We start from the raw sequence: 19,949 nt of genomic DNA, 5'->3' as shown, positions 1-19,949 counted from the left end.
GCGGCGGGCGGCGTGTCGCGCCAGCCGGCGAATGCATCGCGCGCGGCGCGGACCGCGGCGTCGACGTGCGCGGCGGTCGCGAATTCCTGCCAGCCGATCGTCTCGCCGGTCGACGCATTGAAGATCGGTGCGCCGGCTTCATCGGAATGCGTGCGCACGGGCTGGCCGGCGATGTGCGCCGCGGGCAGCACGAGGGTCGCGGCGGAAGGGGAAAGCTCAGCGGTGGACATGACGATTTTCCTGTCGATCGGATCAGCGGTAGGCGACGCCCGGCATCACGCAGAGCATCTCGAACGCGAGGTTCGCGCCGACGAGCGCGGTGGTGCCGGTCGGATCGTACGGCGGCGACACTTCGACGAGATCCGCGCCGACGATGTTCAGCCCTTTCATCCCGCGAATGATCTCGAGACCTTGCTGTACCGACAGGCCGCCGATTTCCGGCGTGCCGGTGCCGGGCGCGAATGACGGATCGAGCCCGTCGATGTCGAAGCTGAGATACACCGGCGTGTCGCCGACGCGCTCGCGCACCTGCGCCATCAGCGGCGCGAGCGACGTGTTCCAGCATGCTTCCGCCTGCACGACGGTGAAGCCCTGCTGGCGGCACCAGTCGAAATCGTCCGCGTGGTAGCCGGTGCCGCGCAGGCCGATCTGCGTGACCTTGTCGCATTGCAGCAGCCCGTCTTCCACCGCGCGGCGAAACGGCGTGCCGTGCGCGATCTTCTCGCCGAACATCGTGTCGTTCACGTCCGCGTGCGCGTCGACGTGCACCACGGCGACCTTGCCGTACTTCCGGTGCAGCGCGCGCAGGATCGGCCACGCGATCGTGTGGTCGCCGCCGAGCGTGATCGGGCGGCAGCCGTTCGCGACGATCTCGTCGTATGCGTCTTCGATGCGGCGCACCGAATCCTTCAGGTCGTAGGGGTTGGTCGCGACGTCACCGATGTCGGCGACCTGCAGCGAATCGAACGGCGCGGCGCGCGTGGCCATGTTGTACGGGCGCAGCAGCACGGATTCGGTGCGGATCTGGCGCGGGCCGAAGCGCGAGCCCGAGCGGTTCGACGTGCCGAGGTCGAGCGGCACGCCGACGAAGCACACGTCGAGGCCGTCGGTCGTGTCGACCTGCGGCAGGCGCATCATCGTGGCGATGCCGCCGAAGCGCGGCATTTCGTTGCCGCCCATCGGCTGGTTCAGTTCGCGGTGCATGGGGCCGTCTCCTCTGTCCGGTGAAAAACGATCGGCCGATGGTAGAGGAGAACGCGAGCGCGAAGATTTCGAAGTCGCAACGTTTACATCGACGGATCTCGATGCGAGTGGCGCCGCCGCATCGACGCGGCGCAACCGTCAGCGGGGGCGCTCAGCCGGTGATCGCGGGCCGTGCGCCGTCGTCATGATGTGACGCGGCGGCAGCAAACGCCGGCGCGGCCGCGCCCCATGCGGCGAGCTCGCGCTTCGTGCGCACGCCGAGCTTCGCGAACGCGCGCTTCACGTACGACTCGGCCGACGCGACCCGTACGCCGAGGATGGCGGCGGTCTCCGGCACGGTCTTGCCGGAGATCAGATGCTTGCAGGTTTCGTATTCGCGCTTCGACAGCTTCACGCCGTCGGCCGCGATCCGCGCGTCGAACTGCGCGAGCGGATGCACTTCGGGCGTCGGATGCGCGATGCGCCGCGCGGCGGTGGTCGATGCGTGCAGCTCGAGCAGCGGGAACAGCACGTCGCTGATGCTGCGAAAGCGGCTCATTTCGGCGAGCGTGAACGGCGGGCGGTCGCGACCGCGTTCCAGCGCGATCGAATGCTGCGCATAGCGGGTGCCGCGCGCGAGCACGCATTCGTGGCCGATCCGCACGTCGTCGAACAGCCGCTGGCGGAACTCGCCGGGCGGGATCGCCGCGATGTCGCGCACGACGAGCATCGTGCCCGTCTTGCCGCGCAGCCCCGCGAACAGCGGATCGCTGTCGAGAAAGCGCTCGTAGTAGAGCGTCATCACGTCGGAGATTTCGGCGGTCTCGGTCTCGGCGCCGATGCCGCTGCTGCCGATCCATTCGCAGCGGTAGCCGGTCGGCATCGTGCCGTCGACGCGCGAGCGTTCGACGTGCGCGACGTCGAGCGGCACCACGTCGTTCAGCAGCTGCGTGAGACGCGGCACGAAGTGCGGCGTGCCGACCGTCTCGATCAATTCGCCGAGCGCCCTGAACGACACGTTGAAGCGGTCGGTGTCGTGGTGGAAGGGGTTCACGTTGAGCATGCGGTTCCCCGGTGAAAGGCGGCGCGATTCTAGCGTCCGGCGCCGAAAACGTCATTAAGGGGAAATACCGGCAGGTGGCCTGTCAGCCGTCCTCCCCCGGAAAACGCGGCTTGTCCCCCCCGCAGGGGGGCATACCGGGGAAGTGTAAATGGGTAACTTCGTCTCTGCTTTTTTCAATCGAGAGACGAAAGATTCAGATGACCAAACTGATCAAGGACATCCTGCCGCTGGGCGCAGGCATGGGCGAATTCACGAAGCTCGACTTCGGGATGGACGAAAGCGACTGGCGCGCGGCCGAAGGCAAGAGCGGCAACTACCTCGTCGGCTGGTGGGAAGGCAAGGTCGGCTCGGTGGACTTCCCGGAAACCACGGCGGACGAAGCGGTGTGGCTCGTCGAGGGCCGGATCGCGCTGACCGACGTGGAAGGCAACCGCAAGGAATTCACGCCGGGCCAGGGCTACCTGTTGCCGGCCGGTTTCGCGGGCCGCTGGGAGACGATCGAGGACGCGAAGAAGTTCTACGTGCTGCTCGAGCAGTCGTGATGCGAGCAACCGCCGCCGTGGCGTCGTCGTCAGGTTGACGCGGGCCCGGCGGCGGTTGCGGTTTCGATCACGTGGGATGGCTGGGATCATGGAAATGGAAGTCAACGAAGCAATACAAGCCGCACCGGCGCACGCCACGCGTCGCACGCCGATCGCACTGAGTGCCGCCGAGGCGCTCGCGAATACGAAGCTGTTCCCGTACTGGCTCGACAACCCGGCCGCACCGGCCACCGAGCCGGAACTCGTCGGCGACGTGACGGTCGACCTGCTGATCGTCGGCGGCGGCTTCACCGGGCTGTGGACGGCCGTGCAGGCGAAGGAACAGATGCCGCACCTGAACGTGGTGCTGATCGAGGCCGGCAAGGTCGCGCACGGCGCATCGGGCCGCGCGGGCGGGATCATCTCGACGTCGGTGATGCACGGGCTGCCGAACGCGGTGCGCGTGTTCCCGAACGACATCGCGCAGCTCGAGGAATTCGGCCATCACAACCTCGACGGCTTCGAGGAAACGCTGAAGCGCTACGACATCGACGCCGACATCGAGTGGAACGGCGAGATGACGGTGGCGATCGACCCCGAGCACATCGCGCATCTGAAGGGCGACTACGACCTGCATCGCGAGTACGGGCACGACGTCGTGCTGCTGAACCGCGAGGAAACGCTCGAGCAACTGAACTCGCCGCTGTTCGCGGGCGCGCTGTGGTCGCGTAATCGCAGCGGCATCGTGCATCCGGCGAAGCTCGCATGGGGGCTCAAGCGCGCGGCGCTGTCGCTCGGCGTGAAGCTGTACGAGCACACGCCGCTCACGACCGTGACGGACGAAGGCAACACGGTGGTCGTGAAGACGCCGCAGGGCAGCGTGCGCGCGCCGCGCGTCGTGTTCGGCAGCGGTACCGCGAAGGTCGGCATTCCCGACATCAACCGCCGCGTGATGCAGGTGCGCGACCACGTGCTCGCGACCGAGCCGCTGACCGACGAGCAGCTCGCGCGGATCGGCTGGAAGAATCGCCAGGGCGTGTACGACACGCGTACGCAGCTCAACTATTTCCGGCTGACGAAGAACAACAACATCATCTTCGGCGGGCTGGTCAGCTATCACTTCGACGGCGATCCCGAACCGGCCCAGGACAGCCGGCGCGAAACCTACTACCGGCTCGCGGAAGCGTTCTACCGGACGTTCCCGCAACTGGGCGACGTGCGCTTCTCGCACGCGTGGGGCGGGCCGATCGACTACTGCTCGCGCGGCTCGGTGTTCGCGAAGCGCTATCTCGGCGGCAAGGCCGTGTTCGTCGCCGGCTATACGGGCTTCGGCGTCGCGGCGAGCCGGTTCGGCGCGTTCATGGGGCTGAACATCCTGTTCGATCGCGACAGCCCGGAGCGCAAGCTCGACATCGCGAACCAGAGTCCGAGCTACATTCCGCCGGAGCCGATGCGCTGGGTCGCCGCGAAGATCACGTTCCATGCGTTCGACGGCGCGGATGCCGAAGGCGGCTGGAAACGCGCGTGGATCAGCGGCATCAAGGCGATGGGCTTCCCGATGTAGGCGACGCGTCGTTCATGAACGACGGGTAGGGCGCGCGCCGTTGCCGATGGCGGCGCGCGTCAGGTCAGCTCCATCGGCGAACACGGCCGGTGTCGTGCCGGCCCGGCAACGCGCGCACGCGCAGCGGCTCGAAGCATGTTCTCGAATACCACCGATCTCGATCTCCGGCTCATCCGGGTCTTTCTGGCCGTCGTCGACGCACGCGGCATCACGGCCGCAGAGGCATCGCTCGGCGTGCGGCAGTCGACGATCAGCACGCAGCTCTCCGCGCTGGAAGCGCGCGTCGGCTTCAAGCTGTGCGACCGCGGGCGTGGCGGCTTTCGGCTGACGTCGAAGGGCGAACGCTTCGCGGCCACCGCGCGCACGCTCGTCACCGCGACGTCCGAGTTCGTCGCGCGCGTGCGCGACATCGATCGCAAGCTGGTCGGCACGCTGTCGATCGGCCTGATCGGGCAGGCGCCGCTCGTGGAGAATGCGCGCCTCGCCGACGCGATCGGTGCGTTCCGCAAGCGCGACCAGGCCGTCACGTTCTCGATGAAGGTCGCGTCGCCGCAGGAGCTCGAGGAAAACCTCGTCAACCACCAGCTCGATCTCGCGATCGGGTATTTCTGGCATCGCGTGCCGGGGCTCGACTACACGCCGCTGTTCACCGAGGAGCAGGTGATCTACTGCGGGCGCGGGCATCCGCTGTTCCATGCGTCGCGGCCGGTGTCGGCCGACGACCTGCAAGCGCACGACTGGGTGTGGCGCACCTATCCGGTGCCGGAGGAACAGTATCCGCTGCCGGAGCGGCGCGTGACCGCGAGCGCGGACAGCATCGAGGCGGCGACGATCCTGATCCTGTCGGGTGGCCATCTCGGCTACCTGCCCGCGCATTACGCGGAGCCGTTCGAGCAGCGCGGGCTCGTGAAGGCCGTCGGCCGCACGACGTTCAGCTTCGACGTGCCGCTGCATCTCGCGACGAAGCGCAGCGCGAGCGACAAGCCGATCGTCAACGCATTCTGCGAGGATTTGCTGCGCGCGTTCAACATCAAGGCGGTCGCGCTGGCCGCGTAGCGCGTGCGGCCCGTGCGACGACTCAGGCGTCGATGCGTTCGACCTTGCCGACCAGCAGCCCATACGACAGGCTGCCCGCGAGCGCCATCGCGGCGATGTAGGTGATCGCGCGCGAGAAGTCCGCGCCATCGACGAGCAGCCCGATCACGATCGGCGTCGCGATCGCGGACAGGTTGCCGATCAGGTTGAACACGCCGCCCGTGAGGCCGAGCAGCCGCGCGGGCGCGAGGCCCGACACGAGCGACCACGTGATCGACGCGAAGCCGTTGCCGAAGAATGCGATCGTCATGAACGCGATCACCCAGCCCGTCGACGTGACATAGTTCGCGCCGATGATGCAGGTCGAGATCAGCAGCCCCGAGATGATCGGCAGCTTGCGCGCGAAGCCCTGCGACGCGCCGCGCCGCATCAGCCAGTCCGACAGCACGCCCGAGCACAGCACGCCGACGAACGCGGCGAGAAACGGCAGCGACGCGAGAAAGCCCGACTTGATGAAGTCCATCCCGCGATACTTGACGAGGTAAGTCGGGAACCACGTGAGGAAGAACCACAGCGTCGAGTTCAGCGCGAACTGACCGAGATAGATGCCCCACAGCTTGCGCCGGCCGAGCACGACGCCGAGGTCGCGCCACGTCGACGGCGTGCGTTCGGTGCGCACGGCGACGCGGTCCTCGAGATCGACGAGGCCGCCGCCATCGCGGATCAGCGCGATCTCGGCCGCATTGACACCGCGAAACGCGCGCGGCTCGCGATACACCGCATACCAGATCGCGGCCCATGCGATGCCGGCAAGCCCGGTCGCGACGAATACCATGTGCCAGCCGAGATGCACTTGCAGCCACGCGAGCACCGGCGTGAGGAACGCGAGGCCGACGAACTGCCCCGACGTGTAGCCGCCGATCGCGCTGGCGCGCTCGCGGGTCGGGAACCACGTCGTGACCACGCGATTGTTGATCGGATAGGCCGGCGCTTCGAGCGCGCCCACCGCGAGCCGCAGCACGACCAGCCCGACGAACGAGCCGGCGAAGCCGAGCAGCAGCGTCGCGGCCGACCACAGCGCGAGCGCGCCCGCATACAGCACGCGCGGCGACACCTTGTCGACGAGCCAGCCGCCGGGAATCTGCATCAGCGCATAGGTCCAGCCGAACGCGGAAAACACGAGGCCCGCGCGAACCGGGTCGATGTTCAATTGCTTGAACAGCGCGGGCGCGGCGATCGACAGGTTGCTGCGGTCGAGATAGTTGATCACCACCGTGACGAACAGCAGCGCAAGGATGATCAGGCGCTTGCGGCTCGGCGGCGCGGTGAAGGTGGCGGCTGCGGGCGCGGACGCGCGGGCTGCGGAATCGGGTGCGGTGTCGGCGCGCGTGTGCGGCTGCGCCGACGGGCTGGCATGCGTGCGTGACGCGGAATGGGCCACGGTCGTCTCCTGTGTTCTGTGCCGGCCGGCAGCCGCGTGGTGGTGCGGCCGGATCCAATGGCATTGGGCGAACGTTAGGGCCGTGGAGCGAAGCGCGTCAACATTTGGACAGGCATCCCTATTAATGGGATGTGATGCGCTCAGTATGTGGGAAAGGGCGGTGCATGCGCGGAGAACGCCGGCACCGCATCGTGGCTCAGTTGCCGGTCGCTTCCTTCGCGCTGACCCAGCCCTGTGAACTGCCGCCATGCGGATTGCGATACAGCACCTTCAGCCACTGGAAGTCGGCGCTGGCATCGATCAGTTCGAGCGTATCGCCCGCGACGACATAGCGGCGTGTCGGCGCGTCGTTCATCGCGTCGTGCAACGGCAGGCGCGCCGGGCGTACCTTGAACGTGACCTTGCCGCCGCCGTATGCGTCGGGGCGGCGCGAGACGCGCTTGCCGTGCGCGTCATAGGTCAGCAGCATCGACGGCGGGCCCGAGTCGCCGTCGAACAGGTCGTGCAGATCGTCAGGAATTGCTTCGCTGGACTGATGGAGATACATCCGGCCGTTGCCGTCGAAGCGGTAGGCGTCGGTGTACCAGATCGGCCCGCCCCGGCACGAGCTGTACAGCGTGCGCTCGTTCGGCTTCGCCTGGACGTTGATCAGCTCGTCGCAGTTGCCGTGCGGCATGTTGGCCGCCGGCAGGTTCAGCGGCTCGAACCGCTGATGCGCGGCGTCGTACAGGAAGATGCCGTAGCGCTCGTTGACCATACCGAGCAGTGCATACGCGGCGAGATCGCGGTGGCCGTCGAAGTTGTAGTCGCCGGATGCAAGCTGGTAGTGGCCTTCCTCGTCGGAGATGCCGACGTCGAGCACCTGCGTTTTGCCGCTCGGCAGGAAGCGGATCGTGATGCGCGCGCCGTCGGCGTGTTCGACACGGGCCATGACGGCGTCGTCGACCTTGAACGTGAGCAGCGGTTTGGCCGCATGCGCGGCGGCCACCGACGCGCAGCACGCGATCAGCAGCGCGCAGCGGCGGAGCAGCGGTTGGAATCGCGAGGTGCGTGTCATGAGCGGCGTTCGAACGCGTGGGCTGGATGGTGTGTCGGGCAGGCTGGCTTACGCGCTTGCGCTGTCGTCGCGATACCCGCTCTTGCCGTCGAAGATTTCCTTCAGCGCGGCGCGCAGCGCGACGGGATCGTGTTCGCCGGGCGCGAGATGGATCACGTAATGCGTATTGCCGTCGAGCCGCGCGGCGGTACGTGCGTCGAGCTCGACGTCGATCGTGTCGCCCGTAAGACGCACCGACAGATCGTTCACGTGCGCGGTGAGCTGGTCGCGCACCATCACCTCGATCGTCGTTTCGTCCGGAAAGCGCAGCAGCGAGAAGCAATAGTTCTGCTCCGCGTCGTGGCAATAGATGTTCGCGCAGCTTTCATCGTCGTCGATGTCGGACGTGGCCGCGCCGACGGTGGCGTGTAGTTCCATGATGTTCCTCTCGATGTGGGGTTATCGGGGTGGGGCGCCGAAGCGCTTCGCCCTGTCGAACAGATACGACACGAGCAGCGGCCGCCGAGCACGCGCATCCGCATCGTGTTGCGCGAAGCGGGCCGCGATGTGCAGATCGTCACCGGCGCGGCCGGCGGACTCAGCGCGTCAGCGTCACGAACAGATAGCCGACGTAACCGGCCCCGTTCGCGAGCAACGCCCAGATCGCGAGCCCTTGCGCGCGGGCATTGACGCGCAGCCAGGCTGCCGCCGCGAGCGTGATGATCACGCCGGTCAGCACTTCGGGGCGCGGCTCCCACGGCGTCAGCATGATGCCGATCGCCGGCAGCAGCGTGCCCTGAAACACCATCGCGCCGGTAATGTTGCCGAACGCGAGCGTGTCTTTCTTGCGGCGGATCCACAGCACGCTGTTGACCTTCTCCGGCAACTCCGTCGCGATCGGCACGATGATCAGCGACAGCAGCAGCGCGGAGATGCCGAGCACGTGCGACACGCCTTCGACGCCGTGAATGAAGCCCTTCGCACCGCCGACGAGCAGCGCGACGCCGATCGCGAGCTGCAGCGCGATGGTCGCGAGGTTGGTGGGCAGCCCGATGCGCGACAGGAACATCGCGTGCGGCGCTTCGGTGCCGTGCCCGGCATCGACGAGCTGCGTCGACGCGCGGAACGTCATCACGACATACAGCACATAGATGCCGACCAGCATCGCGGCGAGTAGCGCGCGGACGCCCCACACGTGATGCGGGACGAACATCGCGACGGTGGCGAGCGCGAACGCGGCGATGAAGTAGTTCAGGTCGCGCACGAAGCCGGTCCGCTCGGGCTTGATCGTGCCGGTCAGGCCGCGCGAGCGGATCACGGCGATCGTCATCAGGAAGGTCGTCAGCGTCGCGAGCATCAGCGGCGCGCCGAGAATCGCGCCGACGCCGATTTCCTCGTTCACGGCTGCATTCGACGTGCCGCCCGCGAGCGCGAGCAGCGGCACCATCGTTTCGGGCAGCGCTGTGCCGACGGCTGCGAACAGCGAACCGGTGACGCCTTCGGAAATCTTCAGCCGTTCACCGAGATGTTCGAGCGCATTCGTGAAGAACTCGGCGGCGACCAGGATGACGATCAGCATGAACGCCAGTTCGACGAGCATCAACGTCATGCGGCACCTCCGCAGGCAGGCATGCAGGCGGTCATGGAACTGATGAAACGCGAAGGATAGGCAACGAGGAACATGGGGACTCCGTGGTCGGACGTGGACGAACCATGACGCATCTGCCGACGTCCGACCAGGAACGGCGCGATGCGTCGATGGTCTCGCCAGACCGATTCGGCCGAACGCGCCACGGCCGCAGGCCGAGTGTGTTGACGTGTTCGCTTTCCGGGGGATGGAAAGCAGGCTACTCCCCAAAGACGAAGGGCAGTCTAGCCGAGCCGGCCGCTTTCGGCAAGCTTGTGCGGTCATACCCTTTCATCCGGGAAGGCAAGTCGGGCGATAGCGGATGCGCATGCCGTACCGGGAAGCAATCGGCGTGCGCGGGCGTCACGCGCGTGTCACGCAGCGGGGGCCGGGAAATACAGCGCGAACGTCGTGCGTCCGTCGCGGCTCTCGACCTCGACCTTGCCGCGGTGCAGCTCGATGATCGACTTGACGATCGCAAGTCCGAGCCCGGCGTTACGCGCCGCGCCGTGCCGCGACGAATCGATCCGGTAGAAGCGTTCGAAAATCCGCTCGATCTGCTCGGGTGGAATCGCAGCGCCCCGGTTCGTGACTTCGACGACCGCGTAGCCGGGCCGGGTCGATACGGTCAGCTCGATCGTCGACCCGGCTTGCGCGTGCTCGAGCGCGTTCGACGCGAGATTGCTGACGGCGCGTCGGAACAGCGTCGCGTCCGCGACGACCGGCGCTTCGCCCTGCACGGCGAGCTGCACACCGGCCTCGTCGGCCAGCGCCTGGAAATACGACGCGAGCCGGCGCAGCTCGACGCCCGCGTCGAGCTCGACGGTCTTCAGGTGCTGCCGTGCATTGTCGGTGCGCGCGAGAAACAGCATGTTCTCGATCATTCGCTGCAACCGTTCGCATTCCTCGATGTTCGAATCGATCAGCGCTTCGTATTCCTCGGTGGTGCGTGCGCGCGACAGCGTGACCTGCGACGAGCTGATCACGTTCGCGAGCGGCGTGCGCATGTCGTGCGCGAGATCGGACGAGAACTGCGACAGCCGCACGAACGCGCGCTCGAGCCGGTCGAGCATCCGGTTGACCGACGTGGCGAGCTCGTGCAACTCGACCGGACCGCCGCGTGCATCGAGACGCGCGTTCAGGTTGTGTGCCTCGATGCGCGAGGTCTGCCGGCCGAGGCTCTCGACCGGGCGCAGGCCGCGGGACGCGACCGCGTAGCCGAGCGCGCCGACCAGCAGCGCGCCGAGGGCGGCCGCGAGCCAGATGTCGACGCGATAGCTTTCCAGCAGCGACTGGCGATCGGTCGCCGTGCGCGCCAGCGCAACCTGGATGGTTTCGCCCGACGGCAGCGTGGCGTGCGCACGCACGCAGCGCGACGTGCCGATGCCGGGCGGCGCGCAGGTGAACGGGCTGGCGGCCGCTGCGTCGGCCGGCCGCGGCCGCGCGATTACCGACGCGAGCGTGTTGCCGGCTTCGTCGGTGTGTTCGACGAGCGGACGGTTCGCGGCGTCGTAGATGCCGAGATAGACGCCCGGATGCGACAGCAGCACTTCATGGAAGACGGCCGGATCGGCGCGCAATGCCGCCGTCGACCCGCTCGAGCGCGCGAGCTGCAGGAACTGGTTGAGCTTGCCGGCGATCTCGATGTCGTCGCGCCGGGTCAGCTCGGCGGACAGCGAGCGATACAGGTAAGCGCCGGTCAGCGCGAACACGAGCGCGGCGACGGCGGCGAACGCGAGCGTCAGGCGCCGGAGCAGCGAATACGGCGCGGGGCCGCCGGTCACGAGCGATCCTCGAGCACGTAGCCCATTCCGCGGATCGTATGGATCAGCTTCTTCTCGTAGGCGTTGTCGATCTTCGCGCGCAGACGCTTGATCGCCGCATCGACGACGTTCGTGTCGCTGTCGAAATTCATGTCCCAGATCTGCGACGTGATGAAGGTGCGCGTCAGCACCTCGCCTTCGCGTTCCGCGAGCAGCTGCAGCAGCGCGAATTCCTGCGCGGTCAGGTCGATGCGGTTGTCCGCGCGCCGTACCCGGCGCTTGATCAGGTCGACCTCGAGATCGGCGACCTGCAGGAAGTCGCGTGCATTGCGCGGCGCGCGCCGCAGCAGTGAACGGATGCGGGCGAGGAACTCCGCATACGCGAACGGCTTGAGCAGGTAGTCGTCGGCGCCCAGCTCGAGCCCCGTGACCTTGTCCTCGATCGCGTCGCGCGCCGTCAGGAGCAGGACCGGCGTCTGCTTCTGCGCGCGCAGCCGCCGGAGCACCTCGAAGCCGTCCAGCTCCGGCAGCATCACGTCGAGCACGACGAGATCGAAATCCTCGTGCAGCGCGAGGAACAGCCCGTCCTTGCCGTTCTCGGCCACGTCGACCGTATAGCTCGCCTCCGCCAGCCCCTTGCGCAGGTAGGACGCCATCTTGGGTTCGTCTTCGACTATCAGTATCCGCATGGTGGAGCAGGCCGTTCGTGATTCATCCGTGATTTCAGCCGGTCAGTGTAACGCGTGAGCTTAGGGCGCCGTGCGTGCGCGAAAGATGACCGGCGGATGACGGAATTGTCATGAGGCATGCTCGCCGTGCGACGCCCGCGTTTCATGAAAAACCGGTCATGTTTCGGCCATGTCGTCGTCACGACGGCGGCGATAAGCTGCGGTGGTCTTGTGTCCGGAGCGCGCCGTCGCGGTGTCGCTCCCGTTCATCCGGTCGTAGCTTGCCTGATTCCGCATCCATGTCGTACTGGCGCAAATTCATCCTCGTCGTGCTGCTGGCGCTGAGCCTGCCGATCCAGTCGTTCGCGACCGTGTCGATGCAGTGCGCGGGCGCTGTCGCTGCCGTGCCGCATGCGGAGGGGGGGGCGAGCGCCGATCACCCGGCCGCGGCGCGTGCGATGCCGAGCGCGCCGGGTGGCGAGCATGCGCACGACGACCACGCACGGCATGCATCGGCGTGTTCGTCGTGCGGAGCCTGCTGCTTCGGCACCGGCATGGCCGATGCTCCCGCGGTGTCCGTGGCGTCGAGCATCGGTATTGCACTGGCCTCTTTCGCGCCGTCGCCGGTCGTCGTGTCGTTCCTGACCGGCGGCATCGAGCGGCCGCCGCGCCGGCTTCCCGTCTAGTCCTTGTCCGCGGCCGACCGGCCGCGATCCGCAAACCGTGCCGGCGGTCATTCGATGCCCGTCGCACGACACACGACGAGAAACACCCATGCGATTGATCACTGCGGCGCTGCTTGGCGCGGCGGCCCTCGTGCCGTCGCTCGCGCCTGCGCAAACTCCGCGTCCCGATCCGGCCGATGCCGCCGCGCCCGTGCAGGACGTCACCGTACCGTCCGCGTTCGACGGCTACGTGCCGTATCGGGACGATGCAGGCCCCGGCTGGAAACAACTGAACCGCGACGTGATGAAGCGGCCCGCGAAGGGGCACGCGACCGGACACGCGAAGCCTGGAAACACGGCGGGCGGCGCGGCCCATTCGATGCACGGAGAGGCCGCGCAATGACGAGACTTGCGATGTCACCGCGAATCGGCGCGAGCGCGCTCGTGCTTGCCTTCCTCGCCGGCTGTACGACGTTCTCGAAGGACGGCGGCTTCGACGCCGTGTCGTCCGCCGCATCGGAGCGCATCGGGAAAGACGCCGTCATCGTCAGGACCGACGCCGACCGCGACGCCGTCGACGCGCGCACGAAGGAACTGCTCGCGAAACCGCTGTCGATGGACGACGCGGTGCAGCTCGCGCTGCTGAACAACCGCGGCCTGCAGGCGTCGTACGCGGCGCTCGGGCTGTCGGAAGCCGATCTCGTGCAAGCCGGCCGGCTGCCGAACCCGCGCTTCTCGTTCAGCCGCACGCGGGCCGGCGACGGCGAGCTGAGCCTCGGGCGCACGTTCTCGGCCAACGTATTCGCGCTGCTGACCCTGCCGCTCGCGACGAACATCGAACGCCGCCGCTTCGAGCAGACCAAGCTCGAGACGGCCGATGCGATGCTGAAGGTCGCGGCCGACGCACGCCGCGCATACATCGAGGCCGTCGCCGCCGAACAGGCCGCGAACTATGCGCAGCAGGTGCGCGACGCCGCGAGCGCCGCCGCCGAACTCGCGCTGCGCATGCGGCAGGCCGGCAACTTCAGCCGGCTCGACTACGCACGCGAACAGGCTTTTCATGCGGACGCGGTCGCCCAGCAGGCGAAGGCGCAGCAGCAGGCCGTGGCCGCGCGCGAGAAGCTCACGCGGGCGATGGGGCTGTGGGGCGAGCGCACGCGCTACGCGCTGCCCGAGCGTCTGCCCGACCTGCCGAAGGCGCGCCCGGACCTGCCCGATCTCGAACGCTACGCGATGAGCCACCGTCTCGACATCCAGGCCGCGAAGCTGCAGACGCAGGGCGTCGCGTCGTCGCTCGGACTCAGCAAGGCGACGCGCTTCGTCAACGCGGTCGATCTCGGCTACGTGAACAACTACGAGACCGACAAGGGCCACGAGCACGGCTACGAGATCAGCATCGAGATTCCGCTGTTCGACTGGGGCGGCGCGAAGGTCGCGCGGGCCGAGGCCGTCTACATGCAGTCGGCGAACCGGCTCGCGCAGACCGCGATCGACGCACGCTCGGAAGTGCGCCAATCGTACGCGGCGTACACGACGAGCTATGACGTCGCGACGCACTATCGCGACGAAGTCGTGCCGCTGCGCAAGACGATCTCGGACGAGTTGCTGCTGCGCTACAACGGGATGCTCGCGAGCGTGTTCGAGCTGCTCACCGATGCGCGCGAACAGGTCGGCGCGGTCAACGGCTACATCGATGCGCTGAAGGACTACTGGCTCGCCGAAACCGATCTGCAGATGGCCGTCGGCGGCCGGCTGCCGACCTCGCAGCCACCCTCCCAGCCCCCCCCGCGCGCGGTCGCGCCGGCCGCCTCCGCGTCCGACGCTGCACCGCAGCCGGCTTCCTCTCCCGTGGCGCAACCGGCGCCCGCAACGCATCCGGAAGGTCATTGACATGGTGTCCCGTCGACAATTTCTCAGCGGCTCGGGCGCCGCGCTGCTCGGTGCGGCGATGGTCAGCAAGGCCGGCGCCGCGTCGCTGCCCGAAGCGCCCACGATGGCGAAGGCCGGCACGCAGCCGCCGCTCGTGCCGCCCAACGGCCGTCCGTACACGCCCGTCGCGACGCTGAACGGCTGGACGCTGCCGTGGCGGATGAAGAACGGCTGGAAGGAGTTCCACCTGACGGCCGAGCCGGTCGTGCGCGAAATGGCGCCCGGAATGAACGCGAACCTGTGGGGCTACAACGGCCAGTCGCCGGGCCCGACGATCGAGGCCGTCGAGGGCGACAAGGTCCGCATCTTCGTGACCAACCGCCTGCCCGAGCACACGACGATCCACTGGCACGGGCTGCGGCTCCCCAACGGGATGGACGGCGTCGGCGGCCTCACGCAGCCGCACATCCCGCCCGGCAAGACCTTCGTCTATGAGTTCCAGCTGGAGGCGCACGGCACGTTCATGTATCACCCGCACGCCGACGAGATGGTGCAGATGGCGATGGGGATGATGGGCATGTTCATCGTGCACCCGAAGGACCGCGCGACGATGCCGGTCGATCGCGACTTCGTGTTCCTGCTCGCCGCGTACGACATCGACCCGGGCAGCTACACGCCGCGCGTGAACGAGATGACGGACTTCAACATGTGGACGTTCAATTCGCGCGTGTTCCCGGGCATCGACCCGCTGCCGGTGCGCGCGGGCGACCGCGTGCGGATTCGTTTCGGCAACCTGACGATGACGAACCATCCGATCCACTTGCACGGCTACAGCTTCGAGGTCGCCGGCACCGACGGCGGCTGGATTCCGCCGGCGGTGCGCTGGCCGGAGGTGACGGCCGACGTCGCGGTCGGCCAGATGCGCGCGATCGAATTCACCGCCGATCGCCCCGGCGACTGGGCATTCCATTGCCACAAGTCGCATCACACGATGAATGCGATGGGTCACCAGGTGCCGAACCTGATCGGCGTGCCGCAGAAGGATCTCGCGCAGCGCATCGGCAAGCTCGTGCCCGACTACATGGCGATGGGCAGCACCGGCGGCGCGATGGGCGGCATGGAGATGCCGCTGCCCGACAACACGCTGCCGATGATGACGGGCACCGGCCCGTTCGGGCCGCTGGAGATGGGCGGCATGTTCACGGTGCTGAAGGTCCGGCAGGGGCTCGGCCGCAACGACTATCGCGATCCGGGCTGGTTCCGGCATCCGAAGGGCACCGTCGCCTACGAATACACCGGCGAATTGCCGGACGGCTGAGCGGCGGCCAACAGTGGCAAGCGGCGGCCGCGCGGTGCGGCCGCCGGTTTCATTTCACTCACTCTGGATGGAGCAGGCATGATGAAGAAGGGACTGGTTTCAATTGCAACGGGTTGCGTGCTGGTGTTTTCCACGGCGTCGTACGCGGCTGGCGACATGGCTGGCATGGACATGGGCGGCAACGCGAAGCAGGGCGCCGACGCGGCGCGCGGGATGTCGCACGGCGAGATCCGCAAGGTCGACACGGCCGCGGGCAAGCTGACGATCAAGCACGGCCCGCTCGAGAACCTCGGGATGGAGGCGATGACGATGGTGTTCAAGGTCAAGGACCCGGCGATGCTCGCGCAGGTCAAGACCGGCGACAAGATCGATTTCGTCGCCGAGGACGTAGGCGGCGCGTTGACCGTCGTCGAACTGCGCAAGCCGTGAAGCCGGGGCGGAACATGCACACGAAGATCACGATGCTCACACGGTTCGTCCGCTGCGTCCGCTTCGTCGCGGCCGGCGCGCTGATCGCCGCCGCGCCGGTTGCGGCCTGGGCGCACGGCAAGCTGGAGAGCGCAACGCCCGCGACCGGCAGCACGGTCGACGCCGCGCCAGACACGTTGCGGCTCGCGTTCAACGAAGACCTCGAACCCACCTTCAGTTCGGTAAAGGTGTCGGACGCGAACGGCAAGCCCGTCGCGCACGACAGCGCGAAGGTCGATCCGGCGACGCCGCGCGTGATGACCGTCGCGATGCCGAAGCTCGCGCCCGGTGCGTACACGGTGCAATGGGCGGTGATGACGGCCGACGCGCATCGCACCAAAGGCACCTATACGTTCAAGGTGAAAGGGTGAACGAAGGCTTCGTCGGCATGCTGCGGCTGGCGGCCGTGGCGATCCAGAACGCCGGCTTTGCCGTCGTCGTCGGCACGCTGCTCGGCAGCCGCTGGCTCGCGCGGGGCGAGTCGGCGTGGCAGCACGGCATCGCGCGGCGGCTCCTCGCGACGCTGCGCGGTGCGTCCGTCGTGTCGCTGCTCGCGAGCATCACGGCGTTCTGGGCGCACTGCGCGTTGATGAGCGAAGTGCCGCTGCTCGAAGCGGGGCCGGCCGTGTGCGCGATGCTCGCCGGCACGGGGTTCGGTCATGCGTGGCTGGCCGGCGCCGTGTTCATGCTGGCGGTCGTGATCCTGTCGTTCGTGCGGCGCGTGACCGACACGCGCTTTCCGTTCGCGATGTGGGCCGCGCTCGCATGCGTCGCGCTGGCACGCAGCAATGGCGGCCATCCGGTCGACGCGGGGCTGTTCAGCGTGCCGGTGTGGGTCGACTGGCTGCATCTGCTGGCGATCAGCGCGTGGGTCGGGCTCGTGCTCGTGACGGCGTTCGGCGTGATGCCGCGATTCACCGGGATGCCCGCGAGCGAGCGCACGACCGGCGCGTCGTTCGTGCAGTCGCTCTCCGATGCGTCGACGCTTGCACTGGCCGTGCTGTTCGCGACCGGTGCATACAACGGGTGGCGCGGCGTCGATACGCCGGACAACCTGCTCGCATCGACATACGGGCAGATCCTGCTGCTCAAGCTCGCGCTCGTGCTGATCGCGGCGGCGCTCGGCGGACACAACCGGTTCTTCGGGATGCCGAAGCTGCTGGCCGCGCTGAAGGATCCGGAGGCCGCGATGCCGGTCATCGCGTTGCGCGGGTTCGGCGCGGTGCTGCGGATCGAGGCGGTCGTGCTCGCCGGCGTGCTGATGGTGGCGGCCGTGCTCGTGTCGAGCGCGTTGCCGGGGACGGTCTAGCGTCGCGGCGGGGTGGGTGGTGACGCCGGCAGCGGGAAATCGTCGGAACGGGGCCGGCATTTGTCGGACGATTTCCCGCTTTTCGAGCGCGAGCGCGCGGCCGAGCGCCATGGCGCAGCGATACCGGGAATTACAACTGCCTATCTTCTGGTTACTAAAAACTGTCACCGAGCGCCGCTAAGCTTTCGCCACCCTCACAACCGGGATTCCCCGTCATGCGCTCGACAATCCGCCTGTTTGCTCCGCTATTGCTGCTGCCCACGCTTGCTGCACCGGTCTTCGCGGCGACCGCCGCTCCCGTCAGCCCGAACTGCGGCGGCAGCACGACGCCGATCGCCGACATCCAGGGGCCGGGCGCGCCGTCGCCGCTCGCCGGCCAGAACGCGTCGATCGAAGCGGTCGTCACGGCCGATTTCGGCGGCACGGACGGCTTCGGCGGCTTCTTTGTCCAGCAGGCGGACCCGCAGCGCCGCAACCAGCCGGGCGTGTCCGAAGGGCTGTTCGTCTATGCGCCGAAAGTGCGCGCAAAGGCCGGCGATCTCGTGCATGTGACGGGCAAGGTCGAGGAGAAATACGGGCAGACGCAGCTCACGCTGTCGAGCGCGATCGCGGTGTGCGCGAACGGCCAGACGGTCACGCCGGCGACGCTCACGCTGCCGGTCGACAGCCCGAACGCGTTCGCCGCATATGAAGGGATGCTGGTGCGCCTGCCGCAGACGCTCACCGTCACCGACAACTACGAGCTCGGCCGCTACGGCAGCACGATGCTGAGCAGCGGCCGACTGCGCACGCCGACGAGCGTGGTGCCGCCGTCGCAGGCGCAGACGCAGATCGATGCGAACGCACGCAACCGGCTGATCCTCGACGACGGCTCGAACAAGCAGAACCCGGCGAGCGTGCCGTATCCGGCACCGGAACTGTCGGCCGCGAACACGCTGCGGTCGGGCTACACCGTGCGCAACGTCGAAGGCGTGCTCGAGGTGCGCTACGGCGCATGGCGCGTGCAGCCGCTGCCCGGCGCGGCCGCGCCGACGTTCGACACGCGCTCGAACCCGCGCGCCAACGCACCGGCACGCGATCCGAAATCGAACCTGCGCGTCGCGTCGTTCAACGTCCTCAACTACTTCAACGGCAACGGCATGGGCGGCGGCTTCGACGATCCGAACAACCGCGGCGCGAAGAACTACGCGGAATTCCAGCGTCAGGAAGCGAAGATCGTCAGCGCGCTGAAGGCGCTCGACGCCGACGTGATCGGCCTGATGGAAATCCAGAACAACGGCTACGGCGAACTGAGTGCGGTGCGCCAGCTCGCGGCGAAGCTCGGCAGCAACTGGCGCGTCGTCGATCCGGGCACGTCGCGCCTCGGCGGCGACGCGATCACGGTCGCGATGATCTACGACAGCCGCGCGGTCGAACCGGTCGGCCGCGCGTCGACGCTCGCGATCGACGACAAGAACCGCCAGCCGCTCGCACAGTCGTTCCGCCGCGTCGGCGGCAACAAGCAGGCGCTGACGATCGCGGTCAACCACCTGAAGTCGAAGAACTGCCCGGACGCGGCGAACGACGACCTCGACCAGGGCGACGGCCAGGGCTGCTGGAACCCGACGCGCACGCGCGCGGCGGCGAAGCTGGCCGACTGGCTCGCCGGCACGCCGACGGGCGTCGCGGGGCAGGGCACGCTGCTGATCGGCGACTTCAACAGCTACACGTATGAAGACCCGATCCGCCTGCTCGAATCGCGCGGCTACCGCAACCTCGTGTCGCGCTGGATCGGTGCGAACGCGTACAGCTACGTGTACAACGGCGAAGCCGGCTACCTCGATCACGCGCTCGCGTCGCTGCCGCTCGCGTCGCACGTGAAGGCCGTGCACGAATGGCACATCAACGCGGATGAGCCGCTCGCGCTGCAGTACACGCTCGCGTACAAGTCGGCCGAGCAGCAGAAGACGTACTACGCGCCGGACGCGTATCGCTCGTCGGATCACGATCCGGTGCTGATCGATATCGCGCTGCCGGGCGGCGGGCGCTGATCGACGCTCGAACGTTCGAAGGACGGCGTGCGGCGTTGCCGCACGTCGTCGCGTGAGCGGGGCGTCGCCGCTCGCTCGCGCGGCCGCTCCATTCCCCACGCATCACGTGCCCGATTCGCGATTGCCGCAATGCAATCCGCAATGCGCGGCGCGAATGATTGCTTCTTCTTTGTGAATAACCCGCGTATTACGCATCTGTGCCCTTCGGTGCGATCGTGCGGCTTTATTCCGATATCGGGTAAATAATTCCGTCGCGTATCCTGAAAATCATAGAAATCGGTATTTCGTGGATAGAGCCGGGTTTTATTCAGCAATTCGCGTCAATCGGCTTCGGGTAATTAAAATGAAAGAATAACCTTGTCGATTTGAAGGCATTCCATGCGCACGGCC

General features: G+C 67.6%; 20 protein-coding genes and 1 riboswitch. Of the genes, 11 read left to right on the top strand and 9 right to left on the bottom strand.

Annotated elements, in window-relative coordinates:
- The 3 genes from F3J14_RS02745 to F3J14_RS02735 form a co-directional block, all read right to left on the bottom strand.
- The coding region (locus F3J14_RS02745) for an aldehyde dehydrogenase family protein (protein WP_166721661.1) at positions 1-230 on the bottom strand (230 nt) is incomplete at its 3' end.
- 22 nt (positions 231-252) lie between these two features.
- Positions 253-1,203: an agmatinase gene (gene speB, locus F3J14_RS02740; RefSeq protein WP_166721660.1), complete on the bottom strand. Its 951-nt coding sequence runs from the start codon at positions 1,201-1,203 to the stop codon at positions 253-255.
- 151 nt (positions 1,204-1,354) lie between these two features.
- A complete protein-coding gene (locus F3J14_RS02735; protein ID WP_166721659.1) occupies positions 1,355-2,245 on the bottom strand; it encodes a helix-turn-helix transcriptional regulator in 891 nt (296 codons plus the stop codon).
- 197 nt (positions 2,246-2,442) lie between these two features.
- On the opposite strand from F3J14_RS02735, the gene F3J14_RS02730 reads away from it, so the two are divergent.
- The 3 genes from F3J14_RS02730 to F3J14_RS02720 all read left to right on the top strand — a co-directional run bounded on the left by F3J14_RS02730 (position 2,443) and on the right by F3J14_RS02720 (position 5,386).
- Positions 2,443-2,787, top strand: a complete 345-nt coding sequence (locus F3J14_RS02730; RefSeq protein ID WP_166721658.1) for a cupin domain-containing protein — start codon at positions 2,443-2,445, stop codon at positions 2,785-2,787.
- Positions 2,788-2,875: 88 nt separating this feature from the next.
- Positions 2,876-4,330: an FAD-dependent oxidoreductase gene (locus F3J14_RS02725; protein ID WP_166721657.1), complete on the top strand. Its 1,455-nt coding sequence runs from the start codon at positions 2,876-2,878 to the stop codon at positions 4,328-4,330.
- 135 nt (positions 4,331-4,465) lie between these two features.
- The gene (locus F3J14_RS02720) at positions 4,466-5,386 is read left to right on the top strand and encodes a LysR family transcriptional regulator (protein WP_166721656.1); all 921 of its coding nucleotides are present in this window, start codon (positions 4,466-4,468) and stop codon (positions 5,384-5,386) included.
- Between the two features lie 22 nt (positions 5,387-5,408).
- Here the strand turns inward: F3J14_RS02720 and F3J14_RS02715 are convergent, their stop codons facing one another.
- The 6 genes from F3J14_RS02715 to F3J14_RS02690 form a co-directional block, all read right to left on the bottom strand.
- Positions 5,409-6,806, bottom strand: a complete 1,398-nt coding sequence (locus tag F3J14_RS02715; protein WP_166721655.1) for an MFS transporter — start codon at positions 6,804-6,806, stop codon at positions 5,409-5,411.
- A gap of 196 nt (positions 6,807-7,002) precedes the next feature.
- Positions 7,003-7,863, bottom strand: a complete 861-nt coding sequence (locus F3J14_RS02710; RefSeq protein WP_166721654.1) for a hypothetical protein — start codon at positions 7,861-7,863, stop codon at positions 7,003-7,005.
- A 48-nt stretch (positions 7,864-7,911) separates the two neighbouring features.
- Positions 7,912-8,280 carry a hypothetical protein gene (locus tag F3J14_RS02705; RefSeq protein WP_166721653.1) on the bottom strand — a complete coding sequence of 123 codons (369 nt, stop codon included), beginning with the start codon at positions 8,278-8,280 and terminating at the stop codon, positions 7,912-7,914.
- Positions 8,281-8,440: 160 nt separating this feature from the next.
- A complete protein-coding gene (locus F3J14_RS02700) occupies positions 8,441-9,451 on the bottom strand; it encodes a sodium:calcium antiporter (protein ID WP_166721652.1) in 1,011 nt (336 codons plus the stop codon).
- Between the two features lie 82 nt (positions 9,452-9,533).
- Positions 9,534-9,710: riboswitch (yybP-ykoY riboswitch) on the bottom strand.
- Positions 9,711-9,843: 133 nt separating this feature from the next.
- Entirely contained in the window at positions 9,844-11,253 is a 1,410-nt protein-coding gene (locus tag F3J14_RS02695; protein ID WP_166721651.1) for a heavy metal sensor histidine kinase, read from the bottom strand.
- On the bottom strand, positions 11,250-11,921 hold the full coding sequence (locus F3J14_RS02690) for a heavy metal response regulator transcription factor (RefSeq protein WP_012365252.1): 672 nt from the start codon (positions 11,919-11,921) through the stop codon (positions 11,250-11,252). Before F3J14_RS02690 ends, F3J14_RS02695 begins: the two co-directional genes overlap by 4 nt.
- Before the next feature lie 278 nt (positions 11,922-12,199).
- On the opposite strand from F3J14_RS02690, the gene F3J14_RS02685 reads away from it, so the two are divergent.
- The 8 genes from F3J14_RS02685 to F3J14_RS02650 all read left to right on the top strand — a co-directional run bounded on the left by F3J14_RS02685 (position 12,200) and on the right by F3J14_RS02650 (position 19,559).
- A complete protein-coding gene (locus F3J14_RS02685; protein ID WP_166721650.1) occupies positions 12,200-12,586 on the top strand; it encodes a hypothetical protein in 387 nt (128 codons plus the stop codon).
- Between the two features lie 88 nt (positions 12,587-12,674).
- Positions 12,675-12,968: a hypothetical protein gene (locus F3J14_RS02680; protein WP_166721649.1), complete on the top strand. Its 294-nt coding sequence runs from the start codon at positions 12,675-12,677 to the stop codon at positions 12,966-12,968.
- Positions 12,965-14,455, top strand: coding sequence for a TolC family protein (locus F3J14_RS02675; RefSeq protein WP_166721648.1), 1,491 nt, complete (start codon positions 12,965-12,967; stop codon positions 14,453-14,455). The genes F3J14_RS02680 and F3J14_RS02675 overlap by 4 nt, the downstream gene beginning before the upstream one ends.
- Position 14,456: 1 nt before the next feature.
- Complete coding sequence (locus tag F3J14_RS02670) at positions 14,457-15,752, top strand: copper oxidase (RefSeq protein ID WP_166721647.1); 1,296 nt, start codon at positions 14,457-14,459, stop codon at positions 15,750-15,752.
- A gap of 81 nt (positions 15,753-15,833) precedes the next feature.
- The gene (locus F3J14_RS02665) at positions 15,834-16,181 is read left to right on the top strand and encodes a copper-binding protein (RefSeq protein ID WP_166721667.1); all 348 of its coding nucleotides are present in this window, start codon (positions 15,834-15,836) and stop codon (positions 16,179-16,181) included.
- A 14-nt stretch (positions 16,182-16,195) separates the two neighbouring features.
- A complete protein-coding gene (copC, locus tag F3J14_RS02660) occupies positions 16,196-16,591 on the top strand; it encodes a copper homeostasis periplasmic binding protein CopC (RefSeq protein WP_166721646.1) in 396 nt (131 codons plus the stop codon).
- The gene (locus tag F3J14_RS02655; protein ID WP_166721645.1) at positions 16,588-17,529 is read left to right on the top strand and encodes a CopD family protein; all 942 of its coding nucleotides are present in this window, start codon (positions 16,588-16,590) and stop codon (positions 17,527-17,529) included. Before copC ends, F3J14_RS02655 begins: the two co-directional genes overlap by 4 nt.
- Before the next feature lie 215 nt (positions 17,530-17,744).
- Complete coding sequence (locus F3J14_RS02650; protein ID WP_166721644.1) at positions 17,745-19,559, top strand: ExeM/NucH family extracellular endonuclease; 1,815 nt, start codon at positions 17,745-17,747, stop codon at positions 19,557-19,559.
- The last annotated feature ends 390 nt before the right edge of the window (positions 19,560-19,949 follow it).

Source organism: Burkholderia sp. Tr-862 (assembly GCF_011753085.1).
In the GTDB taxonomy this organism is placed as follows: Bacteria; Pseudomonadota; Gammaproteobacteria; order Burkholderiales; family Burkholderiaceae; genus Burkholderia; species Burkholderia ambifaria.
This window is presented reverse-complemented; position numbering and strand designations above follow the sequence as displayed.

Coding starts and splice junctions, on each gene's coding strand:
- F3J14_RS02650 (WP_166721644.1), top strand. CDS start 17,745: ATGCGCTCGACAATCCGCCTGTTTGCTCCGCTATTGCTGCTGCCCACG.
- F3J14_RS02735 (WP_166721659.1), bottom strand. CDS start 2,245: ATGCTCAACGTGAACCCCTTCCACCACGACACCGACCGCTTCAACGTG.
- F3J14_RS02725 (WP_166721657.1), top strand. CDS start 2,876: ATGGAAATGGAAGTCAACGAAGCAATACAAGCCGCACCGGCGCACGCC.
- F3J14_RS02720 (WP_166721656.1), top strand. CDS start 4,466: ATGTTCTCGAATACCACCGATCTCGATCTCCGGCTCATCCGGGTCTTT.
- F3J14_RS02670 (WP_166721647.1), top strand. CDS start 14,457: ATGGTGTCCCGTCGACAATTTCTCAGCGGCTCGGGCGCCGCGCTGCTC.
- F3J14_RS02685 (WP_166721650.1), top strand. CDS start 12,200: ATGTCGTACTGGCGCAAATTCATCCTCGTCGTGCTGCTGGCGCTGAGC.
- F3J14_RS02680 (WP_166721649.1), top strand. CDS start 12,675: ATGCGATTGATCACTGCGGCGCTGCTTGGCGCGGCGGCCCTCGTGCCG.
- F3J14_RS02705 (WP_166721653.1), bottom strand. CDS start 8,280: ATGGAACTACACGCCACCGTCGGCGCGGCCACGTCCGACATCGACGAC.
- copC (WP_166721646.1), top strand. CDS start 16,196: ATGCACACGAAGATCACGATGCTCACACGGTTCGTCCGCTGCGTCCGC.
- F3J14_RS02665 (WP_166721667.1), top strand. CDS start 15,834: ATGAAGAAGGGACTGGTTTCAATTGCAACGGGTTGCGTGCTGGTGTTT.
- F3J14_RS02690 (WP_012365252.1), bottom strand. CDS start 11,921: ATGCGGATACTGATAGTCGAAGACGAACCCAAGATGGCGTCCTACCTG.
- F3J14_RS02700 (WP_166721652.1), bottom strand. CDS start 9,451: ATGACGTTGATGCTCGTCGAACTGGCGTTCATGCTGATCGTCATCCTG.
- F3J14_RS02675 (WP_166721648.1), top strand. CDS start 12,965: ATGACGAGACTTGCGATGTCACCGCGAATCGGCGCGAGCGCGCTCGTG.
- F3J14_RS02710 (WP_166721654.1), bottom strand. CDS start 7,863: ATGACACGCACCTCGCGATTCCAACCGCTGCTCCGCCGCTGCGCGCTG.
- F3J14_RS02730 (WP_166721658.1), top strand. CDS start 2,443: ATGACCAAACTGATCAAGGACATCCTGCCGCTGGGCGCAGGCATGGGC.
- speB (WP_166721660.1), bottom strand. CDS start 1,203: ATGCACCGCGAACTGAACCAGCCGATGGGCGGCAACGAAATGCCGCGC.